The sequence below is a fragment of the Acidaminococcus fermentans DSM 20731 genome, from assembly GCF_000025305.1.
Taxonomy (GTDB): domain Bacteria; phylum Bacillota; class Negativicutes; order Acidaminococcales; family Acidaminococcaceae; genus Acidaminococcus; species Acidaminococcus fermentans.
In genome coordinates, this window is the sequence record NC_013740.1 from 476,989 (window position 1) to 493,777 (window position 16,789).

General features: G+C 58.2%; 10 protein-coding genes. 5 read left to right on the plus strand and 5 right to left on the minus strand.

Annotated elements, in window-relative coordinates:
- The first annotated feature begins 22 nt into the window (after positions 1-22).
- The 4 genes from ACFER_RS02130 (at position 23) to malQ (ending at position 9,431) form a co-directional block, all read left to right on the plus strand.
- Positions 23-2,380 carry a glycogen/starch/alpha-glucan phosphorylase gene (locus tag ACFER_RS02130; protein WP_244830071.1) on the plus strand — a complete coding sequence of 786 codons (2,358 nt, stop codon included), beginning with the start codon at positions 23-25 and terminating at the stop codon, positions 2,378-2,380.
- Between the two features lie 48 nt (positions 2,381-2,428).
- Complete coding sequence (glgB, locus tag ACFER_RS02135) at positions 2,429-4,420, plus strand: 1,4-alpha-glucan branching protein GlgB (protein WP_012937796.1); 1,992 nt, start codon at positions 2,429-2,431, stop codon at positions 4,418-4,420.
- Positions 4,395-6,026: a glycogen synthase GlgA gene (glgA, locus tag ACFER_RS02140; protein WP_012937797.1), complete on the plus strand. Its 1,632-nt coding sequence runs from the start codon at positions 4,395-4,397 to the stop codon at positions 6,024-6,026. Before glgB ends, glgA begins: the two co-directional genes overlap by 26 nt.
- 168 nt (positions 6,027-6,194) lie before the next feature.
- A complete protein-coding gene (malQ, locus tag ACFER_RS02145; protein WP_222831713.1) occupies positions 6,195-9,431 on the plus strand; it encodes a 4-alpha-glucanotransferase in 3,237 nt (1,078 codons plus the stop codon).
- Positions 9,432-9,488: 57 nt separating this feature from the next.
- On the opposite strand, the gene ACFER_RS02150 is transcribed toward malQ, so the two are convergent.
- The 5 genes from ACFER_RS02150 to citD all read right to left on the minus strand — a co-directional run bounded on the left by ACFER_RS02150 (position 9,489) and on the right by citD (position 15,631).
- Positions 9,489-10,823, minus strand: coding sequence for a CitMHS family transporter (locus tag ACFER_RS02150; protein WP_012937799.1), 1,335 nt, complete (start codon positions 10,821-10,823; stop codon positions 9,489-9,491).
- A gap of 393 nt (positions 10,824-11,216) precedes the next feature.
- On the minus strand, positions 11,217-12,551 hold the full coding sequence (locus tag ACFER_RS02155; RefSeq protein WP_012937800.1) for a CitMHS family transporter: 1,335 nt from the start codon (positions 12,549-12,551) through the stop codon (positions 11,217-11,219).
- Between the two features lie 303 nt (positions 12,552-12,854).
- Complete coding sequence (citF, locus tag ACFER_RS02160) at positions 12,855-14,417, minus strand: citrate lyase subunit alpha (protein ID WP_012937801.1); 1,563 nt, start codon at positions 14,415-14,417, stop codon at positions 12,855-12,857.
- Position 14,418: 1 nt separating this feature from the next.
- Positions 14,419-15,330: an aldolase/citrate lyase family protein gene (locus ACFER_RS02165; RefSeq protein ID WP_012937802.1), complete on the minus strand. Its 912-nt coding sequence runs from the start codon at positions 15,328-15,330 to the stop codon at positions 14,419-14,421.
- A 1-nt stretch (position 15,331) separates the two neighbouring features.
- On the minus strand, positions 15,332-15,631 hold the full coding sequence (gene citD, locus ACFER_RS02170; RefSeq protein ID WP_012937803.1) for a citrate lyase acyl carrier protein: 300 nt from the start codon (positions 15,629-15,631) through the stop codon (positions 15,332-15,334).
- Between the two features lie 241 nt (positions 15,632-15,872).
- Between citD and ACFER_RS02175 the strand changes: the two genes are divergently transcribed.
- A complete protein-coding gene (locus ACFER_RS02175; protein ID WP_012937804.1) occupies positions 15,873-16,784 on the plus strand; it encodes a LysR family transcriptional regulator in 912 nt (303 codons plus the stop codon).
- Positions 16,785-16,789 lie beyond the last annotated feature (5 nt).

Consider the following 16,789-nt stretch of genomic DNA (forward strand, 5'->3'; position numbering starts at 1 on the left):
TCTCTTCACCCAGAAGGCCAAGATCCTTTTCAATGAGGAACCGGCAGCGCTGACACCGAAAAAAGTGTACCTGGTGCTGGCCAACCTGGTGAAGGACCTGATTTACGATGACTGGCTGGCTACGGAACAGCGGTATGACGCCCGGCAGACCAAACAGGTGTATTATTTCAGCATCGAATTCCTGCTGGGCCGGCTGCTGGATGCCAACCTGATGAACTGCGGCATGGAGAACATGGCCCGGGAGGGCCTGAAGGAACTGGGATTCGACCTGGATGCCATCATGCCCCTGGAGGCGGATCCGGGGCTGGGCAACGGGGGCCTGGGCCGTCTGGCGGCCTGTTTCATCGATTCCCTGGCGGCTCTCCAGCTGCCGGGCCACGGGTGCAGCATCCGGTACCAGTACGGTCTCTTCGAACAGCATATTGTGGACGGCCAGCAGGTGGAACTGCCGGATACCTGGCTCCAGGACGGATTCCCCTGGGAAACCAAAAGGTCGGACAAGGCGGTCCATGTCCGGTACGGGGGCTCCGCCTACATGCGGCCGGACGGCAAGGGGGGACTGGAATGTGTCCATGAAGGGTACAGCTCGGTGCTGGCCATCCCCTACGATGTGCCGGTGCCCGGGTATCGGAACCATACGGTGAACACCCTGCGGCTGTGGCAGGCGGAATACACCCCGGACGGGCTGTTCGGCCAGGGCCAGGGGGGCGATTTCCGGAAAGTGCTCCAGTACCGGGACACCACCCAGCAGATTTCCCGGTTCCTGTATCCGGATGATTCCACGGAAGAGGGCCGGAAGCTGCGGCTGATGCAGGAGTATTTCTTCGTGTCCGCCGGACTCCAGAGCATCGTCCGTCATTACCGGGGCCAGCACCGGGATCTCCGGGAGTTCGACCGGTATGTGGCCCTCCACATCAATGACACCCATCCGGCCCTTCTGATCCCGGAACTGATGCGGATCCTGATGGACGAGGAAGGGATGGGCTGGGAGGAAGCCTGGCGGATCACCGTAGCCAGCACCTCCTACACCAACCACACCATTATGCCGGAAGCCCTGGAACGGTGGTCCATTCCCCTGTTCCAGAGCCTGCTGCCCCGGGTGTATCTGATCGTGGAGGAACTGAACCGGCGCTGGCTGGCGGCCTATCGGAGAAAATTCCCGGGACGGGAGGACAAGGCGGAACAGGTGGCCATCCTCTGGGGCGGCCAGGTGCGCATGGCCAACCTGGCGGTGGTGGGGAGCCACAGTGTCAACGGGGTGGCGGAACTCCACACGAAGATCCTGGAAGAGAGCACCCTCCATCCCTTCTACGAAGTGTATCCGGAACGGTTCAACAACAAGACCAACGGGGTGACCCACCGGCGCTGGCTGCTGGAATCCAATCCGCCCCTGGCGGCGCTGATTTCGGACACCATCGGTACGGACTGGATCCGGCATCCGAAGAAACTGAAGGAACTGCTGCCCTACCGGGACGACCCGTCTTTCCAGGAGAAACTGGCCCAGGTGAAACAGGACCGGAAGGATGCCCTGGTCCGGTGGATCCAGGAAACCAGGGGAGTGGCGGTGGATCCCCATTCCCTGTTCGATATCCAGATCAAACGGTTCCATATGTACAAGCGGCAGCTGCTGAACATCCTCCATGTGTATTCCCTGTATCTGCGGCTGCTGGATGATCCGGATGCGGTGCCCCTGCCCCAGACCTTCCTGTTCGGAGGCAAGGCGGCGGCGTCCTACGGGGAAGCCAAGGTGGTGATCAAGCTGATCCATACCGTGGCCCGGCTCATCGACCAGGAACCCCGGGTCCGGGAGAAGCTGAAGGTGCTGTTCCTGGAAAACTACAACGTGTCCCTGGGCCAGCGGCTGTTCCCGGCGGCGGATGTGAGCGAGCAGATCTCCACGGCCAGCAAGGAGGCCTCCGGCACCGGCAACATGAAGTTCATGATGAACGGGGCCATTACCCTGGGCACCCTGGACGGGGCCAATGTGGAGATCCACCGGCTGGTGGGGGACGAAAACTGCGTGATCTTCGGCCTCCGGGCGGAAGAAGTCCAGAAGTACTACCGGGAAGGGGGGTATTCTTCCTGGGATCTGTACCGGCAGGATGAGGAAATCCGCCGGGTGCTGGACGTGTTCCAGAAGAATCCCCTGTTCAGCCAGCTGTATGAAGACCTGCTCCGGCGGAATGATGAATATTTCGTCCTGAAGGATTTCGCCGCCTACCGGGAAGCCCATCAGGAGATCCTCCGCCGGTATCAGGACCGGCCGGGCTGGCTCCGGGCGTCGGCGGTGAACATCGCCCAGTCCGGCCATTTTTCCAGCGACCGGACCGTGTCCCAGTACGCCCGGGATATCTGGAAGGTCAAGCCCATACGGGTGTAATCTGCCCCGGTCCCCACCGGGGCCGGAATCATTTTGAAAGGAGTCCTTATGCGTCTCAGTGCCATTGATTCTTACAGTATGTACCTGTTCCACAACGGGACCAACGGAAGCAGCTGCCGGCTGCTGGGGGCTCATCGGACGGTATGGCGCCGGAAGCCCTGTGTCCGGTTTTCCGTCTGGGCGCCCCATGCCCAAAAAGTCAGCGTGGTGGGGGATTTCAATGACTGGAATCCGGAAACCCACCCCATGGAACGGGCGGAGGACGGAGAGATCTGGAAACGCTACATCCCGGATCTGCCGGAAGGGACTCTTTACAAATATGCCATTGTCACCCCCTCGGGAGAAACCATCCTGAAGGCGGATCCCTACGGGTTCCGGGCCCAGCTGCGGCCGGATACGGCGTCGGTGGTGGCGTCCCTGAACTACCGGTGGCGGGACGGGGCCTGGCGGAAGAAACAGGCAGCGGGGGATTCCTACAGCCGTCCCATGAATATCTATGAAGTCCACGCAGGCAGCTGGCGGCAGCACCCGGACGGCAGTTTCTACAGCTACCGGGAGCTGGCGGAGGAACTGGTCCCCTATGTGAAGGACATGAACTACACCCATGTGGAGCTGATGCCCCTGTGCGAATATCCCTTTGACGGATCCTGGGGGTATCAGGCCACCGGGTATTTTGCACCCACCAGCCGGTACGGGGAGCCGGAAGACCTGATGTATCTGGTGGACCAGTGCCACCGGAACGGCATCGGGGTGATCCTGGACTGGGTGCCCGGCCATTTCTGCCGGGACGCCCACGGCCTGCGCCATTTCGACGGGGAACCCCTGTATGAATCCGGGAACCCCCTGCTGGCGGAAAATAAGGACTGGGACACCATGAACTTTGATTACGGCCGTCCGGAAGTCCGGAGTTTCCTGATTTCCAGCGCCCTGTTCTGGCTGGAGGAATACCATTTCGACGGGCTGCGGATCGATGCGGTAGCCAGCATGCTCTACCTGGACTATGGGAAAAAAGAGGGAGAATGGCAGGCCAACAAGTACGGAGGACGGGAGAACCTGGAAGCCGTGGAATTCCTCCGGCAGCTGAACACGGCGGTGTTCCGGGAAATGCCCCAGGCCCTGATGGTGGCCGAGGAAAGCACCACCTGGCCGCTGGTTTCCCGGCCGGTGGACCAGGGGGGCCTGGGCTTCAACTACAAATGGAACATGGGCTGGATGAACGACATGCTCCAGTACATGAGCACGGATCCCCTGTTCCGGAAAGGGTGCCAGGACCTGATTACCTTTTCCCTGTATTATGCGTTTTCCGAGAATTTTATCCTGCCCCTGTCCCATGACGAAGTGGTCCACGGGAAGAAATCCCTCATCGACCGGATGCCTGGGGATTACTGGCAGAAATTCGCCGGGCTCCGGGCCTTTTACGGGTACTGGATGAGCCATCCCGGGAAGAAACTGCTCTTTATGGGCGGGGAATTCGGTCAGTTCATCGAATGGCGGTATGCGGAGCAGCTGGACTGGCTGCTGCTGGACTACCCCATGCACCGGCAGATGCAGGATTACAGCCGGGATCTGAACCGGTACTATCTGGACCATCCGGAATTCTGGCAGGAGGATTTTGACTGGAAGGGGTTCCAGTGGATCAGCTGCGACGACCGGGACAACAGCGTCATTGCCTTTGTCCGTACCGGGAAAGAGCCGGGGACGGAAACGGTGGTGGTGTGCAATTTCACCCCGGTGGTCCGGCGGGAATACCGGATCGGGGCTCCTGAGCCGGGAACCTGGCAGGAAGTGTTCAACAGTGATGCAGAAGCCTTCGGGGGCAGCGGAGTCCGGAGCGGCACCCTCCAGGAAAACGGAAAAGTGGAGATCCGGACGGAAAAGGTTCCCTGCCACGGCCGGGAGCAATCCCTGGTGCTGACACTGCCGCCTCTGGCAGTGGTGTATTTCCAGCGGAAAAAGGAAACAGCAGAAAAACAGAATACCCCTCTGGGGAAAAAGAAAATGGAAGGTGATTCCCATGAAAGTGTTATTGGCAGCGTCTGAGGCTGTGCCCTTCATCAAAACCGGGGGACTGGCCGATGTAATGGGGGCCCTGCCGGCCAAACTGCGCCGGGAAGGGGTGGAAACGGCCCTGGTGATCCCCAAGTACAGCCGGGTGGCAGAACGGTTCGGCAGCCAGATGGAAACGGTCTGGGAAGGCACGGTGGACCTGGCCTGGCGCCGGCAGTACGTGGGGGTGGAGAAAATCGTCCTGGACGGGGTCCCGGTGTTCTTCATCGACAACGAATACTATTTCAAACGGGACGGCCTGTACGGGTTCTATGACGACGGGGAACGGTTCGCCTATTTCTGCCGGGCCCTGCTGGCCATGCTGCCCCATATCGGGTTCCGGCCGGATGTGATCCACAGCAACGACTGGCACACCGGGCTGGTGGGGGTCTACCTGAAGGAGGATTTCCAGAAGGATTCCTTCTACCAGGGGATGAAGAGCCTGTTCACCGTCCACAACATGAAATACCAGGGCATCTTCTCCCCGGAAGTGGTGGAGGATGTGCTGGGACTCTCCCGGAGCCTGTTTGACAGTGGACGGATCGAGAACAACGGCTGCGTGAACTACCTGAAGGCGGGGATGGAATACGCGGACGCGGTGAACACCGTAAGTCCTTCCTATGCGGAGGAAATCCAGTATCCCTATTTCGGGGAAGGGCTGGACGGGTATGTGCGGCTCTGCCGGGGGAAAATCACCGGCATCCTCAACGGTATGGACGAAAAGGCCTATGATCCGGCGGAGGATCCCCGGATCCCTTATGGGTATACGGACAAGGATGTGTTCATCCGGAAACCCCTGGACAAGGAAGCCCTCCAGAAGGAACTGGGGCTGCCGGTGAACCGGCGGATCCCGGTGTTTGCCATGATTTCCCGGCTGGTGGAGGCCAAGGGACTGGATCTCCTCACCTGCATCATGGATGAAATGCTCCAGGAGGATGTGCAGCTGGTAATCGTGGGCACCGGGGACAAGGCCTATGAACAGGCCCTGACGGCCCTGGCAGCCCGGTATCCGGACAAGGTGTCCGTGAACATCCTGTTCAGCGAGGATCTGGCCCACCGGGTCTATGCCGGGGCGGATTTCTTCCTGATGCCCTCCCGGTACGAAGCCTGCGGCCTGAGCCAGATGATTTCCATGAAGTACGGGACCATTCCCGTGGTCCATGCCACCGGCGGCCTGAAGGATTCGGTGCAGGATTTTCAGAAATTCACCGGGGAGGGCAACGGGCTGTCCTTTGCCCATTTCAATGCCCATGAGCTGCTGTTCACCATCAAGCGGGGGCTCAGCGACTATGAGGAAGACACGGTGTGGGAGAAACTGGTGCTGAACGCCATGCACAGCGACAACAGCTGGGACAGATCCGCCCGGGCCTACAAAGCCCTGTATGAAAAGCTGGCGGGCCGGAGAGAAGAAGCACCGGCACCCCGGCTGACCCTGAAGGAAGCGGATATGCCGCTGCCGGAAAAGCCGGCGGGAGACGGGATCCGGGCCAAAGCCGCCGGGACCCGGAAAAAGACCGTCCGGAAAACCACTGAAAGAAAGAAACCGGTCCGGAAAGCAACGGTCCGGAAAGCCGTCCGGAAAAAGCCGGAATTCCGCTGAGGGATCCCGGCGGCAGGATGGCAGAAAGACAAGGATAGGAACGTGGAGATTACTGCTTATCATGATTCACGCCAGACAGCTTGCCGTTTTCCCTTTGGAGCGGTCCCCGGAGGGACTGCCGTTACCCTGCATCTTACGGTGCAGGGCGACGGGACGGAAGCTGTTTTTTTGCGTCTCTGGCAGGACAACCGGGAAATCCTCCTGCCCATGGCCTGCAGGGAGACGGAACCGGAGCCGCCGGACAGGACGGAAATCCGGGAACGCCGGTACGGGGTGACCTTTTCCGTGCCGGACCGGGGAACCCTGGTCTGGTATTATTTTGTCCTCCGTCTGGGGGAGAGGACCCTGTATTACGGGAACAATGAGGCCCGGCAGGGAGGCATGGGCCGGCTGTGGGACCGGGAGCCTCCCTCTTACCAGATTACTGTGTATGACCGGGATTCCGTGACGCCGGCCTGGCTGAAACAGGCGGTGGTGTACCAGATCTTCCCGGACCGGTTCTGCCGGGGACCGGTATCTGCAGACCGGTTCCAGGGAAAGCCGGGGGCCCTGATCCACAGCACCTGGGAAGGGAATCCCTGCTATGTGAAGGATGAACGGGGCCAGGTACGGTATTACGATTTTTACGGTGGGACCCTGGAGGGAATCCTGGAAAAACTGCCTTACCTGGAGGAGCTGGGGGTGAACTGCCTGTACCTGAACCCCATTTTCCAGGCCCGGAGCAACCACCGGTACGATACCGGGGACTACAAAGCCATCGATCCCTTCCTGGGCACGGAGGAGACCTTCCGGACCCTGTGCCGGGAAGCACGGCGCCATGGGATGCGGATTATCCTGGACGGGGTGTTCAGCCACACCGGAGCGGACAGCCGGTACTTCAACCGGGAAGGGACCTATGGGGAGCCGGGGGCCTGGCAGGGACCGGATTCCCCTTATTATGGCTGGTACCAGTTCCGGGACGGTGGGGAGGACTATGCCTGCTGGTGGGGGGATCATTCCCTGCCGGAAGTGACGGAAACGGAGCCCTCCTACCTGGATTTCATCATCCGGGACCGGGACAGCGTGCTGAAGCACTGGCTGGATGCAGGAATCAGCGGCTGGCGGCTGGATGTGGCCGATGAACTGCCGGACGGATTCCTCACCTGTTTCTACCGGGAACTGAAACAGAAGGATCCGGAAGCGGTGCTGATCGGGGAGGTGTGGGAGGATGCCTCCAACAAGGAAAGCTACGGGGTCCAGCGCCAGTATCTGTCCGGGGGAAAACTGGACAGTGTGATGAACTATGTGCTCCGGGATCTGATGCTTGATTTTGCCCTGGGACGGGCCGATGCAGGGGAAGCGGACCGCCGGTACTGGCACCAGGCGGAAAACTATCCCCGGGAGAACCTGTACGCCATGCTGAACCTGCTGGGCAGCCATGATGTGGAGCGGATCCGGACCCTGCTGGAGGCCCGGTATCCCGGAGGGGAGGCCCTGCGGATGGAAGGGCTGCTCCGGGCCTGGCAGATGACCCTGCCGGGGGCTCCTTCGGTGTATTATGGGGACGAAGCGGGCCTGACCGGGGGCAAAGACCCGGAGAACCGGAAGCCCTTTCCCTGGGGGAAGGAAGAGCCTTCCCTGGAAGGCTGCTGCCGGAGCCTGATCCATCTCCGCCGGCAGCACACCGCCCTGTCCACCGGCCGGTTCCAGACCTTCCTGGCCCGGGGAGATGTGTATGTGTACGGTCGGTTCCTGGAAGGGGGCCGGGATGTGTTCGGTCAGCCGGGCGAAAACGGGGTCTTTGTTACCGCCCTGAACCGGGGGGAGCAGGCTCTGCAGGTGGAGGTCCAGACAGATGGACCGGCCTGGGGCGAACTGGAGCCTCTCTGGAGCCTGGAAGACTGGATGGGGTATGGCGATACAGGAAAGGAACCGAAACAGGCTCCAAAGCCCATTCCGGTGACAGGCGGGGATTTTGTCCTGGACCTGCCGCCCCGGAGTGGGTTGATCTACCGGTGCCGGGAAAAGAAGGCTCTGCCGCCGGAACGGCCCCGGATGGAACGGGGAGCCGGGGTGCTGCTCCATCCCACTTCCCTGCCGGGAGAAAACGGCCGGGAGATCCTGGAATCCGCCATCCGGTTCCTGGATTTCCTCCAGGCCGCCGGCCAGAAGATCTGGCAGATCCTGCCCCTGAATCCGCCGGGCCTGGGGGATTCTCCCTATCTCTCTCTTTCGGCTTTTGCCGGACAGGAAGAACTGCTGGCCGGAGCTTTTCCCCTGCCCCGGGCGGATGATCCGGAATTTGCTGTGTTCCGCCGGAGACAGCAGTACTGGCTGGAGGACTATGCCCTGTTCCAGGCCATCCGGAAGCAGTATGGAGGAATGCCCTGGCAGCAGTGGCCGGAAGCCCTGAAGGAACGGAATCCGGAAGCCCTGGCCAGGGCCGGACAGGAGCTGGCGGAAGAAGTGACCCGGGCGGCCGGAAAGCAGTATGTGTTCTTCAAGGCATGGGGGAAGATCCGCCGGGCGGCCCGGGACAGGGGCATCACCCTCCTGGGAGACATGCCCCTTTTCGTGGCTCCGGACAGCGCCGATGTGTGGGCCCACCGGGAATATTTCCAGCTGGACGGGGACGGCTATCCTACGGAAGTGGCCGGGGTGCCCCCGGATTATTTCAGCGCCCAGGGCCAGGTGTGGGGGAATCCCCTGTACCGGTGGGATGCCATGGCTCAGGACGGCTGGCGCTGGTGGCAGGAACGGTTCCGGGTACTGGGCGAAGAAGCGGACTGGGTGCGGATCGACCATTTCCGGGGCTTTGAGGCTCTGTGGGCGGTGCCTGCAGGAGCCCGGGATGCCCGTCAGGGCCGGTGGAAACCGGGTCCCGGCGCTGCCCTGTTCCATGCAGTGGAACAGGCGGTGCCGGACCTGGGATTTGTGGCCGAAGACCTGGGGCTCATCACCCGGCCGGTGACGGAACTCCGGGAAGGGCTGGGCTTTCCGGGGATGCGGATCCTCCAGTTCCATACCCGGACCCGGCAGGACGGGCTCACGGATTTTGCCACGGAGCCCGGCTGCCTGGCCTATACCGGGACCCACGACAACAATACCCTGCTGGGCTGGCTCCAGGAAGATCTGGATGAGGAAACCTTCGCCCGGATCTGGCAGATGGTGATGCCCGGGGAAGCCGGTGCTCCGGACCGGAGCCGGGCCAGGGAAATGACGGAGCCCCTGCTCCGGTACCTGTACAGCCGGAATGCCAGGTGGGCCATGGTGCCGGGCCAGGATCTCCTGGGCCTGGGCTCCGGCAGCCGGATGAACATTCCCGGTACCCCCGAGGGCAACTGGCAGTGGAAGCTGAAAAAAGGCCAGCTGCCCCGGGAGCTGGCGGAAAGATTGAGAAAGATGGTGAGGGAATGGGGCCGCTGACCGTTGACAGCTGACAAAAAAGCCACCCCCGAAAGGAGGTGGCTTTTTTCTTGAATCTTACAGATGGAACAGACCCAGCACCAGGCCGCAAGCCAGGGAAATCCAGGACAGGACCCACAGGCGGGGAGCACAGAAGGTGAGCAGTTCTTTGATGGAGATACCAGCCAGGCCGCAGGCCAGGAAGGTGGTGGCGGCGTGAGGAGTGACCATAACGCCGTAGTTCTTGCCGATCAGCATGGCCATGGCCATGTTGTGAGGATCAACGCCGAACTGCTGGCCAACACCGATGGCCAGAGGCAGCAGGCCGAAGAAGTAGGAGTCGGTACCCAGCATCATGCCGATGGGCACGGCGAAGAACCCGAACACATCCTGCAGATGGGGCCCCAGAGCAGCCGGAACAATGGCAATCAGCATCTGGGCCATGGCCTTCATCATGCCGGTCTTGGACAGCACACCCAGGAACACGCCGGAAGCCAGCAGGATCATGGGCATGGTCAGAGCAGTGGCAGCGTGCATCTTAATGGCACGGGCCTGGTCCTTGGCGGTGTGGAAGTTGGCAATCAGGGCCACAGCCAGACCGAACATGAAAGCACCGTACAGAGGAATCTTGGTGAAGCACAGCAGGCCGATGACGAACAGGGTCAGGATGCCGTTGAACCAGATCATCTTGGGACGGCGCATGAAAGCGGCGTCGTCAGCGGACAGATCGTCGTCAGCGGATTTTTCGTCTTCGTCTTCAGACAGTTCAGCTGCTTTACCGGTGGCGTTCAGGCCGGCGCCCCGGCGTTTTTCCATCATGCCCATGTAAGCGGCGAAGATCAGCAGGATTACCAGGCCAACGCCCTGGAGGGGAATCAGCTGCTGCCACAGCGCATTTACGTCCGCATTCAGCACCACGCCGGTACGGGCCACAGGGCCGCCCCAGGGCAGCAGGTTCATGATGGACATGGCGGCACCGATGATGCAGACCAGCACCACGGGACGCATGTGCAGCTTCTTGTAGATGGGCAGCATGGCGGGGATGGTGATCAGCAGGGTGGAAGCCAGAGCACCGTCCAGGTGGGAGATTACGGCGATGCAGGCGGTGGCCACGGTAACCATCACAATGTTGTCACCGGCTTTTTTCACCAGCCAGTTCACCATGGGGTCAAACAGACCCATATCACCCATCATGGAGAAGTAAACGATGGAGAAGATGAACAGTACGGCAGTGGACCAGGTCTTGGCCACACCAGCCTTCACGAATCCGAAAATTTCTACAGGAGTGAACCCACAGATCAGTGCCGCGATGACAGGAACCATCACGAACAGCGGTACAGGGTTGGACTTGCCGCGGATCAGGGCCGCCACAATGATCACAACCATCAGGAAACCAACAACGCCCAAGAACATAATGCATTTCCCCCTTTGATTGGACTGGTGCTTCCGGGGCGGGCAGGCCGCCGGAAGCGGATTGGATGAATCCTTTTTTCTATGGCTCCAGTGTAACATATGAACTTTCTGAAAACTAATATAAATATGAATATAAAAGCCATAAGAAAATTCTTATAAAACGGGCCCAAAGCAAGGCGGGATGCGGGGAAACGGGGATGAGAACAATTATCTGAAGTAACCGGCAATAAAAATAACTTGGGAAATCCCGGCAAAGGCGAGACTGATGAAGTCCGGAGCCCATGGAGAAAATCTGCCGACAAATTTTCTGAATGGGTAAATCGAACAGCCGCTGACCGCTGACAGCTGACAAAAAAAGCCACCCCCGAAAGGAGATGGCTTTTTTCTTGAATCTTACAGATGGAACAGACCCAGCACCAGGCCGCAGGCCAGGGAAATCCAGGACAGGACCCACAGGCGGGGAGCACAGAAGGTGAGCAGTTCTTTGATGGAGATACCAGCCAGGCCGCAGGCCAGGAAGGTGGTGGCGGCGTGAGGAGTGACCATAACGCCGTAGTTCTTGCCGATCAGCATGGCCATGGCCATGTTGTGAGGATCAACGCCGAACTGCTGGCCAACACCGATGGCCAGAGGCAGCAGGCCGAAGAAGTAGGAGTCGGTACCCAGCATCATGCCGATGGGCACGGCGAAGAATCCGAACACATCCTGCAGATGGGGCCCCAGAGCAGCCGGAATGATGTTAATCAGCATCTGGGCCATGGCTTTCATCATGCCGGTCTTGGACAGCACACCCAGGAACACGCCGGAAGCCAGCAGGATCATGGGCATGGTCAGAGCAGTGGCAGCGTGCATCTTAATGGCACGGGCCTGGTCCTTGGCGGTGTGGAAGTTGGCAATCAGGGCTACAGCCAGACCGAACATGAAAGCACCGTACAGAGGAATCTTGGTGAAGCACAGCAGGCCGATGACGAACAGGGTCAGGATGCCGTTGAACCAGATCATCTTGGGACGGCGCATGAAAGCGGCGTCGTCAGCGGACAGATCGTCGTCAGCGGATTTTTCGTCTTCGTCTTCGGACAGTTCAGCTGCTTTGCCGGTAGCGTTCAGGCCGGCGCCACGGCGTTTTTCCATAACGCCCATGTAAGCGGCGAAAATCAGCAGGATCACCAGGCCGGCACCCTGCAGAGGCAGCAGCTGCTGCCACAGAACGTTAACGTCCGCATTCAGCACCACGCCGGTACGGGCCACAGGGCCGCCCCAGGGCAGCAGGTTCATGATGGACATGGCGGCACCGATGATGCAGACCAGCACCACAGGACGCATGTGCAGCTTCTTGTAGATGGGCAGCATGGCGGGGATGGTGATCAGCAGGGTGGAAGCCAGAGCACCATCCAGGTGGGAGATAACGGCGATGCAGGCGGTGGCCACGGTAACCATCACAATGTTGTCACCGGCTTTTTTCACCAGCCAGTTTACCATGGGATCAAACAGACCCATATCACCCATCATGGAGAAGTAAACGATGGAGAAGATGAACAGTACGGCAGTGGACCAGGTCTTGGCCACACCAGCCTTCACGAATCCGAAAATTTCTACAGGAGTGAACCCGCAGATCAGAGCAGCGATGACGGGAACCATCACGAACAGAGGAACCGGGTTGGATTTACCACGGATCAGAGCTGCCACGATGATGACAACCATCAAGAAACCAACAACGCCCAAAAACATAGTGCAATTTCCTCCTTTGGAAATAAAATGGGTGTCTCTGAGACGGGCAAGCCCCAGAAACCGGAAAGTAGTGCATAACACTCATACATAGTACCATAGGAACATTTTGAAAACGAATATAAAAATCGGAATAAACCCCATAAGTATATGCTTATAGAACGCCTGCAGAGCCAGGCAGGATGCGGGTTCCCGCCGAAATTTAAAATTGTTTCATTTGAACATAAATAAAGATAATTTGAGAAAATTTTAATAAAAGGGGGTTGTTGCACAGGACGTGCAACAACCCCCTTTTTACAGATTCAATCAGAATTCAGCTTTCTTCACCTGGCGTACAACGTCCATGACGGAACCGTCACGGGCTTCGATGATGCCCACGATCCGGTCGCCGAACTGTACAGGGTCAGGAGTGCCTACCATCTTGTAAGCGGTATCCCGCAGTTCTTCGATGGTGCAGATGGGCAGATCGGTGTCTTTTACTGCATCGATGATGTCCTGACGGCGGGGGTTGATGGCGATGCCGTAGTCGGTGACAACCACGTCAACGGTTTCACCCGGAGTGGTAACCGTGGTGCATTCGGTGCAGATTGCCGGGATACGGCCCTGCAGCAGGGGAGCGATGACGATGGTGCATTTGGCACCGGCAGCGGTATCCGGATGGCCGCCCTGGGCACCGGTGATCACGCCGTCGGAACCTACCACAACGTTGACGTTGAAGTGGGTATCCACTTCCAGTGCGCCCAGGATGACATAGTCCAGCTTGTTCACATAAGCGCCCTTGTTGAAGGGATCAGCGTACTGGGAGGTGGTGATTTCGTAATGGTTGGGGTTGGTCTTGATGTCTTCGATGGAAGCCATGTCGAAATCCTGGGTGTCGGCGATTTTGTCGATCAGGCCTTCATGCTGGAGTTCGCAGATGGCCTGGGCAATACCGCCCATGGCAACCCCGATATGGATGTTGTCTTTCCGCAGATGTTCAGCCAGGAACTTGGTGGAAGCGATGGAAGCACCGCCTACGCCGGTCTGGTAAATGAAGCCGTCCTTGTACCAGGGAGTATGCACCATGAAGTCAGCGGCATACTTGGCCATCAGGAGCTTTCTCTGGTCCGTGGTGGGTTTGGCAGCGCCGGTGGCAATCTTGGTGGGATCGCCGATGGCATCCACTTTTACCACATAGTCCACGTTGGTCATATCGATGGAGGCAGGAACGTTGGGGAAGGGTACCAGGGTATCGGTGACCACAACCACTTTGTCCGCATACTGGGCGTCGATGGCGGCATAGCCCAGCACGCCGCAGTCAGCGCCGTTCTGGCTGCCGATGGCACGGCAGTTCCCCATGTCGTCAGCGCTGGGAGCGCCGATGAAGGAGATGTCGATGTGGGTTTCGCCGGATTCGATGGCACGGACACGGCCGCCGTGGCTGCGCATGATGGCCAGGCCCTTCAGTTTGCCGTTGGAGATGGCTTCACCGATCTTGCCCCGTACGCCGGAAGCCTGGATGTTGGTAATGGTGCCGTCTTCGATCATGGGAACGATGGCGTTCTGGGCTTTCCCCAGAGAGGTGGCGCAGATGGTCAGGTCTTTGATGCCCATTTTGTGGACAGCTTCCATAACCATGTTCACCACATAGTCCCCTTCACGGAAATGATGGTGGAAGCCCAGGGTCATGCCGTCTTTGATGCCGCATTTCTTCAGGACTTCTTCAATGGAATCCACTACTTTGCTGTAGTTGGGATCGATTACAGGAGCAACTTTGTGGGTTGCGGCCTGGTATACAGCCTGATGTTTTGCATAGCTGCCGGCAAAAGCTTCTTTCCCGGTCAGCTTCAGGATTTCTTCCGGAATCTCTCTACCTACTGCGTTCTTCATCTTATAAATCCCCCTTGTACACACCGGCAGCCTTGGCCATGGAAATGGTTCTCTTGGCGCCGTCATAGAAGGCGATATCCAGCATCTTGCCGTTCAGCTGGAATACACCGATACCCATGGCTTTCTTGGTATCGATTTCCCGTACCACAGCTTCAGCCCAGTGGATCTGTTTTTCAGTCGGGGTGAATACGTCATGGCAGACAGGGATCTGACGGGGGTTGATGATGGATTTCCCATCGAAGCCCATTTGTTTGATCATTTCCACGTCTTTGCGGAAGCCTTCCATGTCGTCCAGGTCGGTGTAAACAGTATCAAAGCACATACGGCCGGTGGCACGGGCAGTGATCACCATCTGCTGACGGGCGCCCATCAGTTCCACACCGCTCTTGGAAATGCTGGTCTGCAGGTCACGGGTGTAGTCCCCGCCGGACAGGGCAATCCCGAACAGACGGTCGGAAGAGGTGCAGATGTCATACAGGTTCAGCATCCCTTTGGTGGATTCAATGGCAGCCATGATCAGGGTGCTGCCGATGGGACGGTGGAATTCCTTTTCTGCAGCCAGGATGTGTTCTTCCACAGTCTTGATGTCTTTGCCGGATTCCGTCTTGGCCAGACGGATGGCATCGCAGCCACCGGCAACGGAAACCCGGATATCTTCTTTCCAGTGAGGAGTTTCCAGACCGTTGATCCGGACCACTCTTTCACAGCCATGATAATCGATTTCTTTCAGGGCATGGAACAGGGAGTAGCGGGCAGCATCCTTCTGGTTTTCTGCCACAGCATCTTCCAGGTCCAGCATAATGGAATCGGGTTTATATACATACGGGTCTTTGACCAGGCTCGGTTTTTGCGCGTTCAGGAACATCATGGATCTTCTCAGACGCTTGAAGTTCGGATTCGTATTGATAACCATATTACAGCACCTCCCAGGGATTCGGCGTATCAGGATCCTCGTTGACAGAACGGAACACTGCGCCTTCCACGCGTGCTTTTAAAGTGCAGTCCAGAGCGCCCTTGTCCACAACAGAAACTTTCGCGTTGGTCACGTCCAGTTTCTTCAGGGTTTCCAGGACAACAGCTTTGATCTGCCGTCCATACTGATGGATGACGCTGCTTTCAACAGTGAGCTCAATGCCGTTGGTCCCGGGTTCAACCGTGATCTGGGCATCGGAAGACTCAACAGTGCCAGCCATGGCTGCCTTCTTCAATTCCATTAAAATCACTCCTTCTGAAAATCGGTACAATGTACATTTTGGTGCACTTTGATAGTATCACAGGAAAAAATGGAAATCGAATATAAATAATGATATAATCTGTATAAGCCATTCCTTATTATAGGGCGAAAACTCCCATTCCATGCGGAGTTTGGGGATTCATTCAATTGTGTCAAAATATGCGAAATTAAAATTTCTTTGGAAATAGAAGGATTTTGGGGAAACGGAAAGCGAGGGGCTTATGAATCTGAAACATGCGCAGTACATTATGGAGATCATCAAGGAAGGGAGCATCACCAATGCTTCCAAGACCATGCATGTCTCCCAGCCGGCGCTGAGCCAGACCATCAAGGCGGTGGAAAAATATCTGGGAGCGCCGATTTTTTTGCGGAACACCAACCCCATTGTGCTGACGGAGGCCGGGAAAAAGTACATTGCCGCTGTGAAGCAGGTAATCACCATCAGTTCCAATCTGCTCCATGAAGTGGCGGACATCCAGTATGAAGGGTATGGCACCCTCCGGCTGGGGATTCCGGTCCAGCGGGCCATGCAGATGCTGCCGGCGGTGATGCCGATATTCCGTCAGCGGTATCCCCACATCAAGCTCCAGATCCATGAAGCCGGGAGCAACATCACGGAAAACGAAGTGCTCAACGGAGGCGTGGACCTGGCCATCCTGACCACCACCCCCACCAATGACGAACTGAAGTATGAACTGGTGGAAACGGAAGATGTGGTGCTTGTGGCCAACAAGATGACCACACTGGCCCAGCGGGTGAAGGCGGGGACGCCCATCCACATCACCGAAGCCAAGAATGAGGAATTCGTTTCCATTACGGAAGGCCACAATGTGCGGCGGGTCCAGGATACCCTGTTCAGCGTGTATGAAATCAAACCCAATGTGATCCTGGAAACTTCCAGCATTGAAGTGGGCAAGCGGCTGGTCTCCGCCATGGAAGCGGTGTTCATCTGTCCGGATGTATATCTGGATGATTACTTCTTGTCACAGGACAAGTGTGTGTTGTATCCTTTATTGGGTGTGGCCAACAAACGGTACTGCTATGTCTGCTGCCGGAAGGACGCCTATCTCAGCCCCTATGCCCGGGCCTTCATTGAACTGATCCGGACCCTGGGGAAAACAAGGAAGGAATAAAGACC